16 protein-coding genes are annotated in these 22,063 nt (G+C 62.0%); 5 read left to right on the forward strand and 11 right to left on the reverse strand.

Annotation, left to right across the window (positions count from 1 at the left end; translation table 11 throughout):
- Positions 1-67: 67 nt before the first annotated feature.
- The 6 genes from rplS to ACIX9_RS10660 all read right to left on the reverse strand — a co-directional run bounded on the left by rplS (position 68) and on the right by ACIX9_RS10660 (position 3,861).
- Entirely contained in the window at positions 68-424 is a 357-nt protein-coding gene (gene rplS / locus ACIX9_RS10630) for a 50S ribosomal protein L19 (RefSeq protein ID WP_013580491.1), read from the reverse strand.
- Between the two features lie 73 nt (positions 425-497).
- On the reverse strand, positions 498-1,316 hold the full coding sequence (trmD, locus tag ACIX9_RS10635) for a tRNA (guanosine(37)-N1)-methyltransferase TrmD (RefSeq protein ID WP_013580492.1): 819 nt from the start codon (positions 1,314-1,316) through the stop codon (positions 498-500).
- Complete coding sequence (gene rimM / locus ACIX9_RS10640) at positions 1,316-1,942, reverse strand: ribosome maturation factor RimM (protein ID WP_157477481.1); 627 nt, start codon at positions 1,940-1,942, stop codon at positions 1,316-1,318. The genes trmD and rimM overlap by 1 nt, the downstream gene beginning before the upstream one ends.
- A gap of 53 nt (positions 1,943-1,995) precedes the next feature.
- Positions 1,996-2,307, reverse strand: a complete 312-nt coding sequence (locus ACIX9_RS10645; protein ID WP_013580494.1) for a KH domain-containing protein — start codon at positions 2,305-2,307, stop codon at positions 1,996-1,998.
- 287 nt (positions 2,308-2,594) lie between these two features.
- Positions 2,595-2,846: a 30S ribosomal protein S16 gene (gene rpsP / locus ACIX9_RS10655; protein ID WP_013580495.1), complete on the reverse strand. Its 252-nt coding sequence runs from the start codon at positions 2,844-2,846 to the stop codon at positions 2,595-2,597.
- 151 nt (positions 2,847-2,997) lie between these two features.
- The gene (locus tag ACIX9_RS10660) at positions 2,998-3,861 is read right to left on the reverse strand and encodes an alpha/beta hydrolase (protein ID WP_232298690.1); all 864 of its coding nucleotides are present in this window, start codon (positions 3,859-3,861) and stop codon (positions 2,998-3,000) included.
- A gap of 79 nt (positions 3,862-3,940) precedes the next feature.
- Here ACIX9_RS10660 and ACIX9_RS10665 point away from each other — a divergent pair, with 79 nt between their 5' ends.
- From ACIX9_RS10665 to ppk1, 3 genes are all read left to right on the forward strand, one after another.
- The gene (locus ACIX9_RS10665) at positions 3,941-4,696 is read left to right on the forward strand and encodes an esterase family protein (RefSeq protein WP_332308602.1); all 756 of its coding nucleotides are present in this window, start codon (positions 3,941-3,943) and stop codon (positions 4,694-4,696) included.
- Positions 4,697-4,788: 92 nt separating this feature from the next.
- Positions 4,789-5,841 (forward strand): ATP-grasp domain-containing protein, encoded by a 1,053-nt coding sequence (locus tag ACIX9_RS10670; protein WP_013580498.1) that lies wholly within the window; start codon positions 4,789-4,791, stop codon positions 5,839-5,841.
- Between the two features lie 150 nt (positions 5,842-5,991).
- The gene (ppk1, locus tag ACIX9_RS10675; protein ID WP_013580499.1) at positions 5,992-8,304 is read left to right on the forward strand and encodes a polyphosphate kinase 1; all 2,313 of its coding nucleotides are present in this window, start codon (positions 5,992-5,994) and stop codon (positions 8,302-8,304) included.
- Positions 8,305-8,374: 70 nt separating this feature from the next.
- Here the strand turns inward: ppk1 and ACIX9_RS27375 are convergent, their stop codons facing one another.
- The 5 genes from ACIX9_RS27375 to ACIX9_RS10700 form a co-directional block, all read right to left on the reverse strand.
- Positions 8,375-12,199 carry an Ig-like domain repeat protein gene (locus tag ACIX9_RS27375; protein ID WP_198152082.1) on the reverse strand — a complete coding sequence of 1,275 codons (3,825 nt, stop codon included), beginning with the start codon at positions 12,197-12,199 and terminating at the stop codon, positions 8,375-8,377.
- A gap of 248 nt (positions 12,200-12,447) precedes the next feature.
- Positions 12,448-14,274, reverse strand: a complete 1,827-nt coding sequence (locus tag ACIX9_RS10685; RefSeq protein ID WP_013580501.1) for an acyl-CoA dehydrogenase family protein — start codon at positions 14,272-14,274, stop codon at positions 12,448-12,450.
- Between the two features lie 304 nt (positions 14,275-14,578).
- The gene (locus ACIX9_RS10690; RefSeq protein WP_013580502.1) at positions 14,579-15,763 is read right to left on the reverse strand and encodes an acetyl-CoA C-acyltransferase; all 1,185 of its coding nucleotides are present in this window, start codon (positions 15,761-15,763) and stop codon (positions 14,579-14,581) included.
- Positions 15,764-15,895: 132 nt separating this feature from the next.
- On the reverse strand, positions 15,896-18,352 hold the full coding sequence (locus ACIX9_RS10695) for a 3-hydroxyacyl-CoA dehydrogenase/enoyl-CoA hydratase family protein (protein WP_013580503.1): 2,457 nt from the start codon (positions 18,350-18,352) through the stop codon (positions 15,896-15,898).
- Between the two features lie 177 nt (positions 18,353-18,529).
- Positions 18,530-18,853: a hypothetical protein gene (locus ACIX9_RS10700; protein ID WP_013580504.1), complete on the reverse strand. Its 324-nt coding sequence runs from the start codon at positions 18,851-18,853 to the stop codon at positions 18,530-18,532.
- A gap of 134 nt (positions 18,854-18,987) precedes the next feature.
- On the opposite strand from ACIX9_RS10700, the gene ACIX9_RS10705 reads away from it, so the two are divergent.
- A complete protein-coding gene (locus ACIX9_RS10705; RefSeq protein WP_232298692.1) occupies positions 18,988-20,538 on the forward strand; it encodes a M16 family metallopeptidase in 1,551 nt (516 codons plus the stop codon).
- A 2-nt stretch (positions 20,539-20,540) separates the two neighbouring features.
- A complete protein-coding gene (locus tag ACIX9_RS10710; protein WP_232298859.1) occupies positions 20,541-22,058 on the forward strand; it encodes a M16 family metallopeptidase in 1,518 nt (505 codons plus the stop codon).
- The last annotated feature ends 5 nt before the right edge of the window (positions 22,059-22,063 follow it).

Below are 22,063 nucleotides of genomic sequence, written 5' to 3' on the forward strand. Positions count from 1 at the left end.
AACCATTCCACAAACAGAAAGCCGCAACCCGAAGGCTGCGGCTCTGAATCCAGATGAAGGATTGAGACTACTTGGCGCGCTCGACCTCGCGCAGACGAGCAGCCTTCCCACGCAGACCGCGCAGGTAGAACAGCTTCGAACGGCGAACCTGGTACGAACGTACCTTCTCAACCTTATCGACAACCTTGGAGTTGAAGGGGAAGATGCGCTCGACGCCCTGGCCGAAGCTCATCTTGCGGACGGTAAAGGTGCCCTGGGGTCCGCGACGGTAGGCGATAACCATACCCTCAAACGCCTGGAGCCGTTCCTTTTCGCCTTCTTTGATCTTGACCTGCACGCGGACGGTATCGCCGGGAGCAAACTTGGGGAGGTCGGTCCGCTCAAATTTGGCGGCCAGTTTCTGCATGATGGGATGGATTGACATAACAACTTTCCTGTTCTGAACTCGAGCTTTTAGTGTATATCAAAACTTCAGATTTCCATAGAGTTTTCCACCGCTACTCTTCCATCTTTGTTCGCTCGAGGTCGGATAAGCACCGCCGGTCTTCCTTTGTCAACGTCGCAGACTTCAGGAGTTCCGGCCGGTTCCGCCACGTCTTCTCAAGCGCACGCTCCCGCCGCCAGCGCCGGATCTTTACATGATCGCCCTCCAGCAGCACCTCCGGCACGCCGATTCCGCGGAACTCCGCAGGACGGGTGTAGTGCGGATAGTCCAGCAGACCGCCGGCACCATGCGTTGAAGGAGGCACCTCACCTGCCACGTAACCCGGCCCCGCATCCTCCACGCCAAAGCTCTCGAACTTGGCCGAGTCTGGATTCCCGAGCACTCCCGGCAGCAGCCGCACTACCGCATCCAGGATCACCGCCGCCGCCAGCTCGCCGCCGGAGAGGACATAGTCTCCAATCGAGATCTCGCGATCGCACAGCAGCTCGTTGATGCGCTCGTCGACACCCTCATAGCGCCCGCAGACAAACACCACTCGCTCCAGCCCGGCGAGTTCAACCGCCATCGCCTGCGTGAACGGCTTGCCCTGCGCGGAGAGCAGCACTACCGTCTCCCGCGCTGCGGCCCTGTCCTTCTTCTCTGAAAGCCCCATGCCGGCCAGGCAATCGAACAGCGGCTCCGGCTTCAGCACCATGCCTTCCCCGCCTCCGAATGGCCGGTCGTCCACGGTCCTGTGCCGGTCATGCGTGAACTCGCGCAGATCGTGGGTCCGTACCTGCACCAGTCCGGTCTTCGCAGCACGCGCGACCACACCGTACTCAAACGGCCCGTCAAAGAACTTGGGAAAGATGCTGACCAAATCGAAGCGCATCAGCTCTGCTCGCCACTCTTTGGCTCGGTCAGGTTCAGCTCGATCAGCCCCTCGGGAAGCTTCATCTCGATCCGCTTCGCATCCACGTCCAGCGAGACCAGAAACTGCTGAACGTAGGGGATCAGAACTTCATCCTCATTCGCAGTGATCACGGAGAGCAAGGGAGCCGCATCGTCCAGCCGGCGGCCGCCATCGGGTGTTGTTGGAAAGTCTACGGACTCCACCACGCCAATCTCAACGTCGCCGTCGTACACCGTGCAGCCCACCAGATCGTCGATGTACTCCGCACCCTCTTCCAGTTCCATGCGGTCAGACCGCGGGATCAGCACGTCAAGGCCGTTGAGGGTCTCTGCCAGGTTGATCGAGTCGATTCCTGCAAGTGAGAGTACGACGCGCCCCTGGTTCTTGCCGACAGGCAGCCAGAAGCCGGTGACAGTCGCGGCACGCGCCTCCCCTGCCGTTCCGCTAAAGCCAGGTTTGGCCAGCGAAACCGCCAGGGAGTCTTCAAAGCGTTCCGGAAAATCCGTAAGCAGTTCAGCCAGCACCTCTCCCCTACGCCCTTGAGGACGCAGAAGATGTGCCAGCACGGTCCAGGACCGTTCTTCCAATTCGTTTTGCCCAGTCATACTTCAAGCATACGCAAGACGAGCAAGCCGGTTGGTGATTGCCAAAAGTCCCATTATTTCTCTGAGGTTGGCGGCTCTAGCTGGTCTACCTGTTGAATATCGAGTGCAAAGCGATGGTGAGCCTTCATGCTGGCCGCGCCCAGAATCGTTCGCATCGACCGGGCTGTTCGCCCTTGTTTTCCTATGACCTTACCCAGGTCGCTTGCTGCAACGCGCAGGACCAGTACAGTTGAGTCTCCGTCGGTTTCAACCTTGACTGAGACGCCTTCCGGTGAGTCGACCAGGGCTTTCGCCATTCCAGCGACCAACTCACTCATCGAACGGATAAGGGTTTCCCTATCCGTATGTCCCGCAACTTCCGCCATTCCATATACCTCGTAGGAGTCTCGACTTCATCGATCTGTCCTCCGGCCGGTATTCTGTCTGATGCAGAACTGTACGCTGGAGTACATTAGTGGATCGAATAAAAGCGATTGGCCCCGCAAGCAGAGGTCTTTGAACTCAACTACTTGGAAGCCAAGAAACCGTACTTGAAAATACGGTTCTGGATCAAGTGTATCGGACGGGAGGCGAATTCAATGACGCAACTGATATATCAGGTCACATCTTTAGGCATCGCCGGCAGGTTACCGACGATGCCCGATGATTACTTTTAGACAGCAGCAGGCTCAACAGCAACCGGAGCGGCCGCAAGCAGCTTGCCGACGCGGTCGGACAACTGTGCGCCGTTTTTGGTCCAGTAGTCGATCCGGTCGCGCTTCAACAGAACCGTCGCAGGATTCGTGCGGGGGTTATACGTGCCGACAACTTCAACCGAACGGCCGTTGCGGGCGCGATCTTTCTCAATGACAACAACGCGGTAGTGGGGCTGCTTGGTTGCGCCTACGCGCGCCAGACGAATCATCAACACAGGAAAACCTCTCGAATTACTGAAGTTTGGGCGAAGCATCCAGGCTGACAGTCGCAGGAGGTAAAGCCACACTCCGTACAGCGTGCAGGATAGAACACAACCCAATCTCACAAGTATCGCAGAAAGACAGCGTTTAGGCTATCCCTCACCGCGCCGGAAACAGAAAGCGCAGCACCTGATCGAACCGCGCCGCCCACGCATCCTCATCATGTACTGCATCCGGCACAATCAGCGTCTGTAGATCCTCCCCGGGCCGCCAGCCCTGCTGGATCAGCAGACGCTCCAGCAGCTCCGTGTCCCGCACATGCCTCATGCCCTCGCCCGTGCCGATATCCAGCCAGATCTTCGTCTCCGGCCTTGGCCTCGCCTGCTTCACAAACTGCAGCAGCGACCGGTGATCCCACCAGATGGAAGGGCTCATCACCGCCAGCTGCCCAAACGTCTCCGGATGTCCCAACCCGAGGTAAAGCGAGATCAAGCCGCCCAGCGACGATCCCCCCAACCCCGTGTGAACCGCCCCGCGCAGCGTCCGAAACTCATGATCGATGTGCGGTTTCAACTCCTCCACCAGCAGCCGCCCGTAAAGCTTTCCGTCCCCGCCGCCCATCCTGAAATCCTTCGTCGGCGTGTACTCCGCCATGCGCCGCAGTCCGGTATTCGCCACGCCGACCAGGATTACCGGCTCGACCAGCCCTTCGGCGATCATGCGGTCTGCCGTCTCGCCCACGCGCCAGGTGCGGCCGGGGATGTACGACGTGCGCCCATCGATCAGGTTCTGCCCGTCATGAAGGTAGAAGACCGGAAAGTGCCGCTCCGGCTCACTCTCATAGCACTCCGGTAGATAGACGCACACGCACCGAGTCTCAGGCTCAGGCAGCACGGCAGAGTGCAGCTCAAACAGCTCCAGCCGCTCGATCCGATCCTCCGGCTCAGTCTCCATCCGCACCAGGCTCGCAGGCTCGGCCTGAACTGCAGTCTGAACTCCAGTCTGCGGCTCCCCGATCCTCATCCGGAAAAGGGGTCCGAGGGTGCGGTCCAACATGCGATTATTCGGCGATATCTTCAGAAACCAGGCTCCGTACAGTACGATGTTCAGACTAGCAGGGTCATACAAACTCACAAAGGCGGTAGGTTTGCACAGGGAATATCACAAATGGCACTCTCCCAGCCTGGGCCGCGATATGGAACTGACCGTCTACGGTCATGCCGGACTCCCCGCCATCGTATTTCCTACCTCGCAGGGCCGCTTCTACGAGTTTGAAGATCGCGGCATGGTCGCCGCCATCGAGCACAAGATCAACAACGGAGAGGTCCAGCTCTACTGCGTCGATTCCGTCGATGCAGAGTCCTGGTACAACAAGTCCGTCGGCCCTGACTGGCGCATCGCACGCCACGTCCAGTACGACAACTACATCGTCCATGAGGTCGTTCCCTTCCTCCGCAACAAGAACTGGAACCGTCAGATCGCCTCGATTGGCTGCAGCTTTGGCGGCTTCCACGCCGTCAACGTCGCCATGAAGCACCCCGACATCTTCACCGCCTTCCTCTCCATGTCCGGCGCCTTCGATCTTTCAGGCTTCCTGGGCGGTTATCACGACCAGAACGTCTACTTCAACCAGCCGCTGCAGTACCTCGCCAACATGAGCGACGCCTGGTTCCTCGATCGCTATCGCGGGAGCAGCTACGTCCTCGCCACCGGCGTGCATGATCAGTGCTGGGACTTCAACGTCAAGCTCGCCCACGTCATGCGCTCGCGCGGCATCCCCGTCCGCCTTGATGTCTGGGGCGATGACACCGGCCACGACTGGCCCTATTGGCACAAGATGATCCAAACGTATTTGTAACCTCCCACGAATATCGTCATTCTGAGCGAAGCGAAGAATCCCCGTATTGGCTTTTGCTGTTGCCTTTGCATCTGAGCTATCAAGGAGTCGCAATGAAGAAGATCGGCGTGCTGTTCGGTATGGAGAACACCTTTCCCGGTGCTCTCGTGGAACGAATCAACTCCATGCAGGTGGACGACATCTCCGCCGAGTTCGTGCAGGTGGGCGGCGTCAAGATGGACGAGCCCAGCCCCTACGCGGTCATCGTCGACCGCATCTCCCACGACATGCCCTTCTATCGCGGCTACCTGAAGAACGCCGCGCTCCACGGCACCCACATCATCAACAATCCCTTCTGGTGGTCGGCCGACGACAAGTTCTTCAACTACGCTCTCGCCGCCAAGCTCGGCGTCGCCGTGCCGAAGACCGTGCTGCTCCCCCACAAGCACTATCCACCCGATATCAACCAGCAGTCCGTCCGCAACCTGGAGTTCCCTCTCGACTGGCCCGGCATCTTCGAGTACATCGGCTTTCCTGCCTTCCTCAAGCCGCACGACGGCGGCGGCTGGAAGGACGTCTGGCATGTTCACAACCCGGACGAGTTCTTTCACGCATACGACCAGAGCCGCGACCTCTGCATGACGCTCCAGGCCGCCGTCAAATTCAAGGAGTACTTCCGGTGCTACGTCGTCGGCCGCAACGACGTCAAGATCATGCCCTACGATCCCAGCCGTCCGAACGCCGAGCGCTACGTTATGGACCCACCCGAGTACGACCCCAAGCTGCTCGCCCGCGTGGAGAAGGACGCCCTTACCCTCTGCCGCGCCCTTGGCTACGACCTCAACACGGTCGAGTTCGCGGTGGAAGACGGCATCCCCTACGCCATCGACTTCATGAACCCCGCCCCCGACGCCGACTACCACTCGGTAGGCCCGGATAACTTTGAGTGGATCGTCGACAAGATGGCCAGGCTGGCCATCGCCAAAGCCCAGCAAGGCGTTGCCTCCGGCAGCGACCTCAACTACGCAGCCTTCCTCAATGGCACCCCGTCTTCAGGCTCGGCGAAAGTGTCGGCCAAGAAGACGGCAATCAAAAAGTCGGTCCCAGCTGTCGTCAAGAAGGTCGCAGCAAAAAAGGTCGCGGCTAAGAAAAACGCTACGAAGTAGAGCGCATGCCGTTGTTGTTTTTGGAAACTTCCCATGGGGAAGCTCGCGAGACTGCGTCATTGCCTGAGGGCAGATGAGAGGATCGCGAGTAAGTTTGATGTGGGATTTTTCGCTGTGTTCACATGGGTTGGGTAGGCTTGGGTAACCGACATGACCAGCAAACGAACTAAGTCTCAGCAATCACACGAGCCGGATGCGGCGCAGGAGCTTGCGCCGGTCGAGATGACACCCACGAATATGGCAACGGAAGCAGCGCTGGCAGGCTCGGAGGAGGACGGAGTGGATCTTGCTCCGAAAAGCTCTGCGGCGGCTAAAAGAGCCGTGAAGAGTGCGGCGAAACAGATCTCCGCAGGTAAGGGTGGTGCTAAGCGCGCTGGGAAGAAGGCTGCCGAGACGCCGGTAGAGAGCCGGTACTTCAATCGGGATGAGAGCTGGCTGCGGTTCAATCAGCGGGTGCTGGAAGAGGCGCAGGACGAGAAGAATCCGCTGCTGGAACGGGTGAAGTTTCTGGCGATTACGGCCAGCAATCTGGACGAGTTTGTGGAGATCCGGGTGGCGGGTGTGCTACAGCGGATTGAAGATGGGCTGGGATTGACACAGGGTGCGGATGAGGGTGGGCTGACGCAGGAGGAGCGGCTGGCTCGGGTGAGCGGGCAGATGGCTGCGTTTGTGGCGGCGCAGTACAGGTGCTGGAACGAGCAGTTGCTGCCTTCGTTGAAGGCGGCTGGGGTTCATGTGCTGCGGTGGGGGAAGCTATCGCCCGAGGCGAGGACTCACGCGTTGAAGTTCTATGAAGATGAGGTCGATCCTCTGCTGACGCCGGTGACGATCGATCCTAGCCATCCATTTCCAAGGGTGCTGAATAAAGCGTTGTGTATCGCGCTGCTGCTGCGACATAAACGCAGGGGGCCGGCAGGGTTGAGGCCGGGTAAGGTGCTGGGCGTGGTGACGGTGCCGAGGAGTTTGCCGAGGCTGGTTTGTCTGCCTTCGCCGGAGGGGCGGCAGGATTTTATCTTTCTGCATGAGCTGATCGAATCCCAGGTGGAGAAGATGTTCCGGGGGTATGAGGTGCTGGGAAAGGCGGCGTTCCGGGTGACGAGGAACAGCAATCTTTATATGCAGGAGGAGGAGTCGCGGAGTGTGCTGGAGAGCGTGCGGGCGGAGCTGCATAACCGGCGCAAGGGCGACGCGGTGAGGCTGGAGATTGAGACGTCAGCCGCGGAGGAGATCGTCGATGGGCTGCGGACGAACTTTGAGCTGGACGAGCAGCAGGTGTTCAAGACGGATGGGCCGGTGAACCTTTCTCGGCTGATGAATCTGTACAGCGAGGCGAAGCTGCCGGGGCTGAAGTATCCGGCGTTCAGTGGGAAGCAGTACAAGTTGAGCGGCAAGAATGAGGACCTGTTTGCGGAACTGCGGGAGAAGGATGTGATGCTGCATCATCCGTTCGACAGCTACAGGACGGTGGAAGAGTTTATTGGAGCGGGTGCGAGGGATGAGAGAGTGATCTCGATGAAGCAGACCTTGTATCGGACGAGTAAGGACTCACCGATCTTCCGGGCGCTGATTGAGGCGGCGCAGAGCAAGGATGTGACGGTGGTGGTGGAGCTGATGGCGCGGTTCGATGAGGACTCGAACATACGGTGGGCGCGGGAGCTGGAGGATGCTGGGGTTGGGGTGTTCCACGGGATCTTTGGGCTGAAGACGCATTGCAAGCTGGCGCTGCTGGTGAGACGGGATGCGGATGGGCATGTGAGGCGGTATGCGCACCTGGGGACCGGGAACTATAACCCGGTGACGGCTCGGTTCTATACGGATATTAGTTTGCAGACCTCGAAGCCGGAGATGACGGTGGCAGTGCAGAAGGTGTTCAACTACCTGACAGCCGAGTCGGAGGCTGAGGCGGATGCGTATCAACCGCTGCTCGTGGCCCCACTGACGTTATCAACGGACTTGATTCGGCTGATTGGGCGGGAGGCGGATCATGCCAAGGCGGGGAGACCCGCGCGGATTGTGGCGAAGATGAATGGGCTGCTGGATGGGAAGACGGTGGAGGCGCTTTATGCGGCCTCTGAGGCTGGGGTGGAGGTGGAGTTGATCGTGCGCGGGATGTGCTCGCTGCGGCCCGGGGTTAAGGGGATGAGCGAGCGGATCAAGGTACGGTCGATTGTGGGGCAGTATCTAGAACACAGCAGGATCTTTGAGTTTGCGAATGGGGGGAAGGCGGAGGTTTACTGCGGGAGTGCGGACTGGATGCCGAGGAACCTGTATGAGCGGTGTGAGGTGGTGTTTCCGGTGACTGAGCCTGCGCTTGCGAAGCGGCTGCGGGAGGAGATTTTGGGGGCTTATTTGCGGGATAACGTGAAGGCTCGGATGCTGCTGGCGAGTGGGGAGTATGTGCGGGCTGAGGCGAAGGGGGAGCGGTTCAGTGCGCAGGAGTACTTTATGGGGCTGGCTTGCTAGTTGGGTGAGGGCAAAAGAAAGCGGCGAGTCCCTTTGGGGCTCGCCGCTTTGCTTTGGGCTTGCTGGAGTGCTACTGGACGGTGACCTGGTAGGTGTAGTTGTGGTGGATGGTATTGGTGCCGTCTGAGCCTGCGGTGTTGATGGTGAGGATGGAGGTGCCGAAGGGGGTGCCGCCGTTGGCTCCGTTGGTGGCTGCTACGCCGTTGCCGCAGCCCAGGTTGGCGGTGATGCCGAGGGCCAGGAGGACGAGCAGGACGGTGGGGAGACGGCGGCGCTTGCGGCCGGGAAGCAGCAGGCAGAGGAGAGCGGCGAGGCTTGCGGTGCCGGCGAGGTTACGGGCGAAGATGCCGGGGGTGGTGTTGGCGGCCCGGATGGGTGCGGTGGTGGTGACCGTCAGGGTGGTGGTGCTGCCGCCGGTGGTGAGGGTGGTGGGGTTGAAGGAGCAGGTGATGCCGGTGCCTACGGGCGGCATGCAGCCGAAGGCTACGGTGCCCGTGTAGCCGCCGATATCTGTAAGGAGGAGGGAGACGGTGCCGGACTGGCCCTGGGTGAGGGTGAGGGTGGTGGGGCTGACGAAGGTGACGGAGTAGTCGGTGAGGCCTATGGTGATGTTGTTGGAGGTGACGGAGGCGAAGTTGCCGTCGCCGTTATAGACGGCGTAGACGGTGGAGTTGCCTACGGGGAAGTTGGTGGAGGAGTACGTGGCGATGGCCACGCCTGCACCTGAGGCGGTGAGGGTGGCCGTGCCGAGGGCGGTGGGGGTGGTGCCGGCGAGGTAGAAGGTGACGGTGCCGGTGGGACTCGCGCCGGCGGTGGTGAGGCCGGTGACGCTGGCGGTGAGGACGACGTCGAGGCCGGCGGTGCCGGTGGTTACGTTGGACTTGAGGGTGATGGCGGCGGTGGAGGTGGTGCCTGAGCCGGTGCCGAGGACGATGCCGTTGGAGGTGCTGGTGGCGTAGACGGTGTCGCCGCTATAGATGGCGGTGAGGGTGTGGTTGGGAGAGGTGCTGAGGGTGGCGTTGGTGGTGGCCGTGGCGATGTTGTTGGCGACCGTGACGATGACCGCGCCGCTGAGGGGGGTGAGGCCGTCGTAGAAGGTGACGGTGCCGCTGATGGCTGTGCTGCCGAGGGTGGGAGCCTGGACGGTGGCGGTGAGGGCTACGCTCTGGCCGGCTACCGGCGGGTTGGGGACCGCGGCGAGGGTAGTGGTGGTGGCGAGACCTTTGCTGGGCGCGGGGCCGGAGGTGGAGGTGCTCGTGATGGCGATGTTTGCCGCGGTGCAGGTGAAGGAGGCGTTGTTGGGGCAGGTGATCTGAAGGGTATAGCTTCCGGCGATGGGCGCGGGGATGATGACCTGGCCGGTGCCGGTGTTGCCGCCGTTGTTGATGGTGAAGATGCCGGTGGAGACGGCGCTGCCGATGGTGAGGATGCTGGCCTGGAAGGTGCTGCCTGCGGGAAGCTGGCCGTTGTTGGGAAGGGTGACCGTGACCGTGAGGGTGGATGTGCTGTTGGTGGTGAAGCTGGGAGGCTGGAGATCGGTCATGAGTGCGCCGACGGTCGCGCCGACGGTGAAGGTGACGGGGTTGCCGGTGCTTGCCGCGTAGACGGTGTCGCCGCCGTAAGCGGTGGTTACGGTGTAGTTGCCGATGGGGAGAGCCGGGAGTTTCACGGTGGCTGTTCCGCCGGTGACCGGGGCGGTGAAGGTGGTTCCTGCTCCGGCGATGGTCAGGGTGCCGGTGGGCTGGGTGCCGTTAATGACCGCGGTGGGGACGACGGTAACGTTGAGCATGAGGGCCTGTCCGAAGACGGGGGCGGTGGGATTGACGGTGACGTTGGTGGTCGTGGCTACGGAGGAGACGGTGGGGGTGACGGTGTTGGAGTTGGCGAGGTTGTAGTTGTCGTCACCGACGTAGGTGGCGTAGAGCGAGTGGACTGTGCCGGGGGCCAGGGTGATGTTAGGGAGGGTGGCGTTGGGGGCGTTGCCGGTGCCGAGTTGAGTGCCATTGTCAAAGAACTGGACGTTGCCCGTGGGGGCAATACCTCCGGTGGTGGCGACGACTGCGTTCAGCGTGGTGGGCGTACCGGTGGTGAGAACGGATGGGTTGAGAGTAAGGGTGACGACGGGGGTGACGTGAGCGACCTGGGTGGTAGTCTGCTGGGTGCCGTCGCAGGTGAAGTTCTGGTCGGATGGGAAGCAGTTGACCTTGAAGGTGATGGTTCCGGCTGCGTTCAGGGTGAAGGTCGTGGAGCCGGTGGCCGTGCCGTTGGAGCCGTTGATGCCGACGTTCACCGGGTTGACGTTGGTGAGGCCGAAGGGCGTTATGGTGGCGGTGGCGACGGGGGTTCCGAAGCCGGAGTTGGATTTGAGGGTGACGGTGGTGGTGATGGTGTCGCCGAGGGTGGCTGTGGCGGGCGAGGTGATGGTGTATGCGGCGGCTTCCGGCGAGACGGTGAGGTTGATGGTGGCGGAGTTTGCCGCGTAGTTGGCGTCGCCGGAGTAGGTGGCGGTGATGGCGTAGGTTCCGCCGGGAAGCTGGTAGGGTGCGGAGGTCGCGGTGGCGTTGCCGTCCAGGTTGACGGTGGCGGAGGTGAAGACAGCCGAGTTGGCTGCGTAGGTGATGCTGCCGGTGGGGGTTGCTCCGCCAGTGGAGGAGATGAGCGTGGTGGTGAGGGTGAAGGTCTGGCCGTGGATGGGTGCGCCGTTGGAGCTGTAGTAGTTGAGCGTGACGCCGGCGGTGCCGAGGGGGAATGCCTGGGCGAGCTTCTGGAGGTCTATGAGGCCGAGACCGGTGGCAGGCTCCCAAGTGTCCTTTGCGGCGTCTGGCTGGGTGTAGAGGCCGGGGGTCGGGAGGAGCGCGTAGAGGGTCTGGTTGATGTTGCCGAGACGGCTGCCGGATTTCTGCTGGAGGGCGGCGATGGTCTGGGCGAAGGAGGTCAGGCTGGCTGAGGTGAGATCCGGCGCGTAGCGGAGAGAGTCTGCGGGAAGGCCGGGGGCGTTCTGCCAGGAGGGACGTGCGGCGATGGGTGCGGTGGTATCGGCTACGGCACCGGGTGCGGAGACTGCGGTTACTTCAGAAAGGGCGGCGGGGAAGCTGCCGGAGGGGCAATCACGGCTGGAGATGGTGGTGATTCCCTGTGCGGAGGCCTGGCGGAGAAGAGTCGTGTACTCGGCGAGCTGGCCGGTGGAGAGGTTGGCGGTGCAGAGGGCGGAGGTGAGGGTGAGGATGGGGGTCGTGTTGGCGTCAACGACGGAGGCGATGGAGGAGAGGGTCGCGGGTGCGGTATTGAGGATGAGGGCGCTGTTCGCGGGGAGATTGTCCATGCCGTCTACGGCGGCGATGACGGACGCGGTGGAGGCGGGCAGAGACGGGAGAGTTGTCGAGGCGAAGTACTGGGCTCCGGCGACCGTGTAGGCGTGGAGGCTGACGGCGAAGGCGCTCTGGAGTTGGGTGGTGGTACCGGAGACGGTGAGGCGGAGGTTCGATGGGGAGACTGCGTCAACCGAGAGGCCTTGGGACTGGGCCCAGGTGGTGGCGGTGGCGAGCTGGTCTGAGGATGCGCCGTAGGAGGCTGCGAACTGCTGGGGGGTGAGCCACTTATGGTAGCTGCCGGAGTTTGGGGTGGTGAGATCTGCGAGGTATTGCTGGAGGGCAGCGGTGCGGTCGGCTGATGGTGCGAGCGTGAGGGTCAGCGAGAGGCGCTGCGCGGCGGGCAACGGGCCAGCGTCGGTGGCGGCGGCCAAAGACGCGGCGGTGCGGGTGGCGAGGGTAACGCGGGTGTCGCCGGATTGCTGGGCGGAGGCGGGGATGGCGGCAGAAAAGAGTGCAACAAGCGCCGAAGCGGCGAAAGAAGTTGATACGAGCCTGCGGAGAGACCTGGTTACTTTGGATTTCATGATTATGGGAATGGTCGCATTGAGGGGGGTGAAAGGCAATAGAAAAGACCTCATATGCGAGGGCGATGAGGTCTTTTCATGTTGCATCGGGAATTGGGCGGTGCCGGTGGGGGTTGGTGTGGCGCTCAGGCATTCCCTCAGCGGCTAAAGCCGGTTTTTGTGGTGATCCATGAACGGCGGGACTTAAGTCCCGCCCTTTCAAGACGCGGTCGAGTGAAGTGTCCCGCCGTTTCAACACCGGACTCTGGTTAGAGGGTGTATTTACCTGCTGCGATGATGTGCTGGGCGAGGGAGCGGCGGAGGGAGATGGTGTCGGCTGGGTCGTGCTTGACGAGGCGGCGGAGGATGGTGAACTGGGTGCGGGCCATGTCGCCTTCGGCTGCTGCGGCGATGACCTTGCGGGCCTGGGACTCCAGGATATCCATGGCTTTGGCGGCGTAGATGCGGGTGATGGTGACGGCGGTGTCGGTTCCCTTGCCTGAGTTGGCCAGGAGCTTTTCTGTGCGGAGGATGGCGGACTCCATGGCGAAGACCTGGATGATCATGTCGGCGATGGCGGCCATGACCTCCTGCTCGTCCACTAGTTTCTGCATGTAACGCTGGCTGGCGGTCCCGGCGATGAAGAGGGTGAGTTTTTTGGCGGCGGCCAGGAGGTCGCACTCGGCTGCGAGGGGGCCTTCGCGGTCTTCCTTTTCGATGGGGCCGGCGAGGACCTCGTCCATGAGGGCCTTGATGGCGGGCAGGAGGGGGAGTTGGCCGGCGAGGGCGGCCTTCATGAGGCGGCCGGTGATGATGAGGCGGTTGATCTCGTTGGTGCCTTCAAAGATGCGGTTGATGCGGGCGTCGCGGTAGGCGCGCTCGGCTGGGAACTCCTCGACGTAGCCATAGCCGGCGAAGATCTGGACGGTTTCGTCTACGACGAAATCGAGCATCTCAGAGGCCCAGACTTTGACGATGCTGCACTCGACTGCGTAGGACTCGATGGCGCGCTGGATGGCGGGGGTGTCTGACTTTTCGGTCTGGGCGAGGGCCTGATCGATGAGGCCTACGGTGCGGTAACAGAGGGCTTCACCGACGTAGATGCCTACGGCCATGTCTGCGAGTTTTTCCTGGATGAGGCCGAACTCCGAGATCGACTTGCCGAAGGCCTTGCGGTCTCTGGCGTAGCGGATGGCGTTGCCTAGGGTGTGGCGGGCCGCGCCTACAGCAGCGTTGCCGAGCTTGTAACGGCCTACGTTGAGGATGTTGAAGGCGATGTGGTGACCCTTGCCGACCTCTCCGAGGAGGTTGGCGGCGGGGATCTTGCAGTCGTTGAGGATGAGCGGGGTGGTTGATGAGCCGCGGATGCCTAGCTTGTGTTCTTCCGGGCCGTTGGTGAAGCCGGGGGTGCCGCGCTCGATGAGGAAGGCGGTGAGTTTTTCTTCGCCCGCGCCTTTGCCGCTGGGGATCAGGCATTTGGCGAAGACAGTGTAGAGGTCTGCGAAGCCGCCGTTGGTGATCCACATCTTTTCACCGTTGAGGATGTAGTGCTGGCCGTCTTCTGACAGGACGGCGCGGGTGCGGGCGTTGACGGCGTCTGAGCCGCTGGTGCTTTCTGAGAGGGCGTAGGCGGCTACGATGGTGCCGTCGGCGATCTTCGTCAGATATTTTGTCTTCTGCTCGTGGGTGCCGTACCAGACGAGCGGCAGGGTGCCGATGCCGGTGTGGGCAGAGATGGCGACGGAGAAGCTGCCCTGCTTGGCGATGTGGTCGGCGATGATGGCGGAGGTGGCTTTGTCCATCTCGAGGCCGCCGTACTCTTCGGGGATGTCGGTGGAGGTGAGGCCCAGCTCGGCGGCTTTTTTGATGAGATCGCGGGTGATGGAGAAGTCCTTGTGCTCGATGGCTTCAGAGTGGGGGAGGATCTCGTTGAGGGCAAAGTCTGCGGTGACTTCGGCGATTTGCTGGTGCTCGGAGGTGAAGTCTTCCGGGAAGAAGCAGGAGGCGGGGGTGGGCGAGGTGATGAGGAAGGAGCCGCCTGCGGGGAGGGCGGGGATAGCGGTGACTTCGGTGGGGAGGGTGGGGGTGGTGGCCATGGTGTTACTCCTGTTGAACTATGTCTTCCTAGGAAAGTGAATCCGGATGGCGCGACCTAACTCCAGAGAAAGTCTTCTCCTTTGTAGAGCAGCCCTCATGAGCTATTGCATGTTCGAAGTGAGCCCGTGTCCCAGTCTTGTACTTTGACATTGGTTTCAAGCGACCATGACATTCGATACATCGCATTGGCTCACTACGCTTTGCAAGTCCTTCATCTATCCCAATTATTTTCCAAGTCGAACCAAACTTGATTTCACATTGCTCTGTTAGCGGCATATCAGGAGCAGCTCCTTTCGCTTGCAATCAGGACTGCAGATTCTCGAAGATACCGGCAGCGCCCATGCCTCCGCCTACGCACATGGTGACCATGCCGTAGCGGACTTTGCGGCGTTGCATCTCTCGGAGGATGGTGGCGGTGAGTTTGGCTCCGGTGCAGCCTAAGGGGTGGCCGAGGGCGATGGCTCCTCCGTTGGGGTTGAGGCGGGCGGGGTCTATGCCGAGAACCTTGATGACGGCGAGGGACTGGGCGGCGAAGGCTTCGTTGAGTTCGATGACGCCGATGTCTTCAAGCGAGAGGCCGGCGAGCTTGAGGGCTTTGGGGATGGCGTGGATGGGGCCGATGCCCATCTCTTCGGGGTCGCAGCCGGCGTAGGCGAAGGCGATGAAGCGGGCGAGGGGGGCGATGCCGAGAGCCTGGGCCCGGGTGGCGGACATGACGACGGCGGCGGCGGCTCCGTCGGAGGTCTGGCTGGAGTTGCCGGCGGTGACGGTGCCTTTGGCGTGGAAGACGGGCTTCAGTCTGGCGAGAGCTTCGTAGCTGGTGTCGGCGCGTGGGCCTTCATCCCGGGCGAAGGTGCTGGTGGTGGTGACGGCTTTGCCCTTGGCGTTTGGCGTGGTGGTTACGACTTCCACGGGGGTGATCTCGTCGTCGAAGTAGCCTTGCTGAATTGCGTTGAGGGCCTTCTGGTGGGACTCGTAGGAGAAGGTGTCCATGGCTTCACGGGTGATGCCGTAGTGGGTGGCGACTCGCTCCGCGGTGAGGCCCACGGAGATGTAGGAGCCGGGGTAGTTTTCTACGAGCCAGGGATTGAGGGAGATCTTGTTGCCGCCGAAGGGGACGTAGGACATGCTCTCCGTGCCGCCGGCGACGATGACGTCCGCGCCGCCGCCTCGGATGCGGTCCGCGGCGAGTGCGATGGACTGCAGGCCGGAGGCGCAGTAGCGATTGACGGTCATGGCGGAGGTGGTGATGGGGAGGCCGGCGCGGAGGGCGGCGACGCGGGCGACGTTCATTCCCTGCTCGGCCTCCGGCATGGCGCAGCCGAGGATTACGTCTTCGATCTCGGCGTGGTCAAGCTGGGGGATGCGGGCGAGGGCTCCGTTGATGGCGATGGCGGCGAGATCGTCCGGGCGGGTGGTGCGGAGGGTGCCTCGGGGAGCCTTGCCTACGGGGGTGCGGACTGCGGAGGTGATGACGACTTCATTCATTGGAGCCTCTGTGATGCTGGTGCGAGAACAAGCAACTGCAAAAATGAAATACGGAGGTTCTGAGCTTCGCTCAGAATGACGAGCTTTTTTTGGATGACGAGCGCATGTGATGATGAGCGTGAGTGGTCGAGGTTAGTTGCGTAAGGGCTTGCCGGTTTTGAGGGTGAAGGCGATACGCTCCTGGGTTTTCTTTTCTCCGCAGAGGCTGAGGAAGGCTTCGCGTTCGAGGTCGAGGAGGTATTGCTCCGTCACGGGAGTGCCTGGGGTTACGTTGCCACCGCAGAGGGCGTAGGCGGCCCAGTTGGCGACCTTGGCGTCGTGGGCGGAGATGTACTGGCCTTCGCGTAGGGTCCAGACGGCGAGCTTCAGGGTGGCGAGGGCGTTGGTGCCGGGGGCGGGGACGGCGAGTTGGGGGCTGGGTGCGGTGTAGCCTGCGGCGGTGAGGGACTGGGCGCGGAGTTTGGCGTCGGTGAGGAGGCGGTCGCGGTTCATGGTGATGGCGTCCGATGGGCGCAGGAAGCCGATGGTGCGGGCTTCGGCGGCGGAGGTGGAGACGGTGGCCTTGGCGATGGTCTCGAAGTTTTTCTTGAGGGATTCGAAGATCTCGACTCCCTCGCCGCGTGCGTCGGGGCGGATGCTGGTGCCGGATTCGATGGTGCGGAGCAGCATCTCCTTGCAGCCGCCGCCGCCGGGGATGAGGCCGACGCCAGCTTCGACGAGGCCCATGTAGAGCTCGGCGTGGGGCTGACGGGCGGCGGCGTGGAGGCTGATCTCGACTCCACCGCCGAGGCACATGCCGTAGGGCGCGACGACGACGGGGCGCGGGCAGAACTTGATGAGCTGCGTCATGTTCTGGAAGCCGCGGACCATGAGGGCGATATCATCCCACTCCTCATCCTGGATGGCGAGGAGGAGTTGCATGAGGTTGGCGCCGACGGAGAAGTTGTTGCTCTCGCCGGTGATGACGAAGGAGGTGAAGTTGGCTACGGCTTCCGACGTGGGCTTGAGGGTTTGAGTGATGAAGGAGACGATGTCGCCGCCGAGGGCGTTCATCTTGCTGTGAAGCTCGATGGCGGCTACGCCGTCTCCGAAATCGACGAGGCTGGCTCCGGAGTTCTTTTTGACTACGCCGTGAGACTTCTTGAGGGTGGCGAGGGAGGAGACGCCTTCCGGGATGGGGACGGGTTTGTAGGTGGCGGTGGTGGGATCGAAGAACTGGCGGCCGGAGGGGGTGGTGGGGTCGTCCTTGTACCAAGTGGGACCGGGTTCGGTGATTGCGTGCGGGTAGTTGAGGAGACGCTCAACGTTAGTCGATACGGGACGGTTCTCGGCCAACATGCGGTAGGTCGTCGCGCGAGGGCCTGCGGCGTCCATCATCTCAAAGGGGCCTAGCTCCCAGTTGAAGCCGGCCTTCATGGCTGCGTCGATCTCTACGATGGTGGCGGCGGGCTCGTTGTCCGATGCGGAAACGCGGTTGGCGGCGTAGGTGAAGAGCTCGGTGAGGAAGGGCCAATAGAAGGCGGCGGCTTTGTCTGTTTTCGGGTCTGCGTGGAGGAGTTGGGCTATGCGGGTGCCGAGATGCTCGATGGGTTTGGCTTGTTCTAGGGCGGCTAGTTTGGGGCGGGTGGCGGGGTGGTAGTCGAGGCTCTGCCAGTCGAGGACGTGGCGGAGGTCTCGGCCCTGTTCGTCGCGGCCGGCCTTCTTGTAGAAGCCCTGCTGGGTCTTATCGCCGAGCCACTTCTGCTCCAGCATGTGGGTGATGAACGGCGGGAGAACCACGTCGGCGCGCTCGTCGTGGGTGCGGGCGGACTGGGCGGCGAAGTTGGTGGCTACGTGGGCCAATACGTCTACGCCTACGAGGTCTCCGAGGCGGAAGGTGCCGGTCTTGGGGAAGCCTAATGGGGCACCGGTGAGGGCGTCGATCTCCTCGATGGTGAGGCCTTGCTCCTGCATGAGGCGGATGGCGTTGAGCATGGAGAAGGTGCCGACGCGGTTGGCGATGAAGTTGGGGGTGTCCCGGGAAGGGACTACGGTCTTGCCGAGGCGCTTGTCGCAGAAGGTGGCGATGGTGTCGACGGCTTCCGGGGAGGATTCTGCAGTGGGGATGATCTCCAGCAGGCGCATGTAGCGCGGGGGGTTAAAGAAGTGGGTGCCGAACCAGTGGGCGCGGAGGTCTTCCGGGAAGCCTTCTACGATGCTGGCGATGGGGAGGCCGGAGGTGTTGGTGGTGAGGATGGAACCGGGTTTGCGGTGCTCGGCGACGCGGGCGATAAGGGCTCGCTTGATCTCGAGGTTCTCGGCTACGGCTTCGATGATCCAGTCGCAGTCCTTGAGGAGGGCGAGGTCGTCTTCAAAGTTTCCAGGGGTGATGAGGCGGGCGGCATCCGGGGTGTAAAAGGCGGCGGGTTTGGCCTTGCGGAGAGCGTCGAGGGCCGAGAGGGCCAGGAAGTTGCGGGGCTTGTCGGGTAGGACGATGTCCAGGAGGATAACGGGGAGGCCGGCGTTGGCGATGTGGGCTGCGATGCGGGAGCCCATGGTTCCGGCTCCGAGGACGGCGACGCAGGCGATGAGCGGATTGGGGTGAGGCATGAGGGTTTGACTCCGGCCAGGCGTGAAGGTGCCCGGTCGAGAGGAGATTACGCGGAGGTTGTGACGGGGTCAAGAATTGGGAGGCTGGGAGAAATCGACCCCTTGACCCCTACCCGGGTAAAAGGTGTCAAAGTCTTCGAAACAGGAGACTTAGGTCTGGACTTCCCTCTCCGGGCGTTACAGTGCGGCTGGCTGTGTTTTGGGGAGCTTGGATAACTTTTTCTTTGCCGTTTTCTGGTTCTGGACGATGGGGCGGAGGACCGGGGCGTGGGGGTCGGCGGAGCGGATGGCCTGCTTGACGTGGGCGGCGGGGGTGGCTACCTGGTGCTGGGCTGTGAAGGCGCTGGCCTGAAATTTAGCGGAGCGGACATGATTCTGGACGGAGGGATGCTGCGCCTGGGCGATGGCCGAGTTGTGATGAGCGCAGCCGAGGAAGGAGAACAGGGCTGCGGAGGTGACGGCCATCAGGGCCAGACTGATCCAAGTTTCTTTAGGGAACATGCTGACCTCCTCTTGGTCTCATCGTCATTCTCTGCGAGTTACTTTAGTGCGGCTATTCCCCGTTTGTGGGAGCGGGACGTCCAATGGGTGACGCGGCTATGATGGAGCGAAGAGTTGGTGTGGGAGGGTTTTACTTGCAGAGACGCTGGATGCGGATGTTGGCTTTGGGTTCGGTTGCAGCTTTGGTCACGGTGGGAGTCAGGGCGCAGGACCTGGCGAGCTTTGAGAAGCGGACGACGGTGAAGGTGCTGCCGAACGGGTTGACGCTGATCGTATGCGAGCGGCCGGAGGCTCCGGTGTTCAGCTTCTACACGCTGGTGGATGCGGGGTCGGCTGACGATCCGGGTGGGCAGTCCGGGCTGGCGCACATGTTCGAGCACATGGCGTTCAAGGGGACCGACGAGATCGGCACGACGAACTATACGGCGGAGAAGGTGGCGCTGGCCAAGGTGGAGACGGCTTATGCGGCGTTTGACGCGGAGTTCCGCAAGCGGGTGGGGCAGGATGCGGGCAGGCTTGCGAGCCTTAAGAAGACTTTCGACGAGGCGCAGGCCGGGGCTCAGAAGTATGTGATCCCGAATGCGTTTCCGCAGCTTGCGGAGCAGAATGGCGCGGAAGGGTTGAATGCCTCGACTGAGGAGGATTCCACGCAGTACTTCTGGAATATGCCATCCAACCGTTTGGAGCTCTGGGCCTATATGGAGAGCGGGCGGATTGGGCATCCGGTAGAGCGCGAGTTCTACAAGGAACGGGACGTGGTGCAGGAGGAGCGGCGGATGCGGATCGACTCCAGCCCTACGGGCAGGTTGGTGGAGCAGATGCTGGCTACGGCTTACGTGGCCCATCCGTATGGGCGGAGCGGCGTTGGGTGGGAGAGCGAGATCAGCCAGGTTTCGGCGACCGAGGCTGAGGCCTTTCACAAGAAGTACTATGTGCCTGCGAACATCGTGGTTGCGGTGGTAGGGGACCTTAAGGCTTCTACCGCTATGCCGATGCTGGAGAAGTACTTTGGCAAGATTCCTGCCGGGCCGAAGCCGGAGGCGATGACGACCGTCGAGCCGGTGCAGACGGCGGAGAAGTCGGTCGTGATCCACGAGCAGACGCAGCCGTTTTACCTGGAGGGATATCACCGGCCGGACTATCGTGACCCGGACGATGCGGTGTATGACGCGATCACGGATATCGTCTCCAACGACCGGACCTCACGGCTGTACAAGAGCCTGGTGCGGGATCAGAAGATTGCCGCGGTTGCGCAGGGATTCAGCGGGTTTCCGGGACAGAAGTTTCCGGGGCTGTTTGCGTTCTACGCGGTTCCCTTGCCTGGGCATACGCCGGAGGAGCTTGGGGTTTCGATCCACAAGGAGCTGGAGCGCCTGAAGACCGAGGACGTGAGCGACGCGGAGCTGGAGCGCTACAAGGAACGGACGAAGGCGGACAAGTTGAGCGGGCTGGCGGATAACGCGGGGCTGGCGAACTCGCTGGCCGAGTACCAGACGCGGTATGGGGATTGGCGCGAGATGTTCCGTGAGATTGCGAAGATCGACGCGGTGACGAAGGCGGATATCAAGCGCGTGGCCAACAAGACGTTTGTGGCGAGCAACCGGACGACGGCGGAGATTGTGTACGACGCACCTAAGGCCGGTGCGCCGAAGAGTGCGGCCGCACCCGCAGGCGGTGCCCAGTGAAGATGACTTTTGGACGGAGTGAGATGACGAAGTGGGCTGGTTTGGCGTTGCTGCCGGTATTGCTGGCGGGTGTGGGGACAGGTGCGGTTCAGGCGCAGGCGAAGCATGCCGCAGGTGTGACAGCGGCGGAGCCCTGGAAGAAGATTCCGATCCCGCCGCTGCATGACTTCAAGCCGGTGCAGCCGACGCGGATCGAGCTGGCGAACGGGCTGGTAATTTTTCTGCAGCCGGACCACGAGCTGCCGTTTATCAAGGGCGGCATCCTGATACGGGGTGGAAGCCGGGATGAGCCGGCGGACAAGATCGGGCTGGTGAGCCTGTATGGGCAGACGTGGCGGACGAGCGGGACGCCGACCGAGAGCGGTGAGGCGCTGGACGATGCGCTGGCGCTGAAGGCGGCGAGCGTGGAGACGAGCGGTGGGCTGGCTACGACCTCGCTGCGCTGGTCGAGCTTCTCCAAGGACTTCGACCTGGTGTTTGGCGATGCGATGGATGTGCTGCTGCATCCAGCCTTCAAGGCGGATAAGCTGGCGTTGGCGAAGAGGCAGTTGGATACGGGGATTGCTCGGCGCAATGATGATGCTTCCGGGATTGCGGGGCGGGAGGTTTCCGTGCTCGCTTACGGCAAGGACAGCCCTTATGCGCGGGAGACCGAGTATGCGACGGTTGCGGCTGTAAAGCTGAGCGACCTGAAGGACTGGCATGACCGGACGGTCGCGCCGAACAATATGATCGTTTCGGTCTCCGGGGACTTCGATCCGGCGGCGATGGAAGCGAAGCTGCGTCAGGCGTTCGAGGGGATGAAGCAGGGTAAGAAACAGCTTGTCAGCAAGGGCGAGTACAAGGACCCGAAGCCGGGCGTCTACTTTGTGAACAAGACGGATGTGGATCAATCCAACGTCTACATCGTGGGCCTGGGCACGGAGCGGAATAACCCGGACTACTATGCGCTGAGCGTGATGAACGAGATCTTCTCCGGCGGGTTTGGGTCGCGCGTGTTCCAGAGCGTAAGGACGCGGCTGGGGCTGGCGTACAGCGTGGGCGGGGCTTATGGGGCTTCGTATGACCATCCGGGGCTGTTCACGGTGGGCGCGGCGACGAAGAGCGCGAGCACAGTGGCTGCCGTGAAGGCGATGGAAGACGAGATCGGCAAGCTGAAAACGGTTCCTCCGACGGCTGCGGAGATGAAGAGCGCGAAGGACCAGGTGCTGAACTCGTTTGTGTTCAACTACGACTCGCCCGAAAAGACGCTGAGTGAACAGGTTTCACTGGCGTTCTATGGGTATCCGGCGGACTTCCTGGAGAAGTACAAGAGCGGGATCGAGCAGGTGACGGCGGCGGATGTAACTCGGGTTGCGAACAAATACATCGACGAGAAGAAGCTGGCGATCGTGGTGGTGGGGAATGGTGCGGAGTTTGGCGGGCCGCTGACCGGGCTGGGTGCGGTGACGGATGTGGATATTGCTATTCCGCCTCCGGTGGCGGCGGGTGGCCCGGGTGGGTTGCCGCCTCCGCAGTAGATGAC

Origin of the sequence: Granulicella tundricola MP5ACTX9, assembly GCF_000178975.2 — a bacterium.
In the GTDB taxonomy this organism is placed as follows: Bacteria; Acidobacteriota; Terriglobia; order Terriglobales; family Acidobacteriaceae; genus Edaphobacter; species Edaphobacter tundricola.

Excerpts from the sequence above, each read along its gene's own strand:
- ppk1 (WP_013580499.1), top strand. The coding sequence starts at position 5,992 with ATGACCAGCAAACGAACTAAGTCTCAGCAATCACACGAGCCGGATGCG.
- ACIX9_RS10685 (WP_013580501.1), bottom strand. The coding sequence starts at position 14,274 with ATGGCCACCACCCCCACCCTCCCCACCGAAGTCACCGCTATCCCCGCC.
- ACIX9_RS10695 (WP_013580503.1), bottom strand. The coding sequence starts at position 18,352 with ATGCCTCACCCCAATCCGCTCATCGCCTGCGTCGCCGTCCTCGGAGCC.
- ACIX9_RS10645 (WP_013580494.1), bottom strand. The coding sequence starts at position 2,307 with ATGGCGGAAGTTGCGGGACATACGGATAGGGAAACCCTTATCCGTTCG.
- rplS (WP_013580491.1), bottom strand. The coding sequence starts at position 424 with ATGTCAATCCATCCCATCATGCAGAAACTGGCCGCCAAATTTGAGCGG.
- ACIX9_RS10660 (WP_232298690.1), bottom strand. The coding sequence starts at position 3,861 with ATGAGGATCGGGGAGCCGCAGACTGGAGTTCAGACTGCAGTTCAGGCC.
- rimM (WP_157477481.1), bottom strand. The coding sequence starts at position 1,942 with ATGACTGGGCAAAACGAATTGGAAGAACGGTCCTGGACCGTGCTGGCA.
- trmD (WP_013580492.1), bottom strand. The coding sequence starts at position 1,316 with ATGCGCTTCGATTTGGTCAGCATCTTTCCCAAGTTCTTTGACGGGCCG.
- ACIX9_RS10690 (WP_013580502.1), bottom strand. The coding sequence starts at position 15,763 with ATGAATGAAGTCGTCATCACCTCCGCAGTCCGCACCCCCGTAGGCAAG.
- ACIX9_RS10710 (WP_232298859.1), top strand. The coding sequence starts at position 20,541 with ATGACTTTTGGACGGAGTGAGATGACGAAGTGGGCTGGTTTGGCGTTG.
- ACIX9_RS10665 (WP_332308602.1), top strand. The coding sequence starts at position 3,941 with ATGTTCAGACTAGCAGGGTCATACAAACTCACAAAGGCGGTAGGTTTG.
- ACIX9_RS10670 (WP_013580498.1), top strand. The coding sequence starts at position 4,789 with ATGAAGAAGATCGGCGTGCTGTTCGGTATGGAGAACACCTTTCCCGGT.
- rpsP (WP_013580495.1), bottom strand. The coding sequence starts at position 2,846 with ATGATTCGTCTGGCGCGCGTAGGCGCAACCAAGCAGCCCCACTACCGC.
- ACIX9_RS10700 (WP_013580504.1), bottom strand. The coding sequence starts at position 18,853 with ATGTTCCCTAAAGAAACTTGGATCAGTCTGGCCCTGATGGCCGTCACC.
- ACIX9_RS27375 (WP_198152082.1), bottom strand. The coding sequence starts at position 12,199 with ATGAAATCCAAAGTAACCAGGTCTCTCCGCAGGCTCGTATCAACTTCT.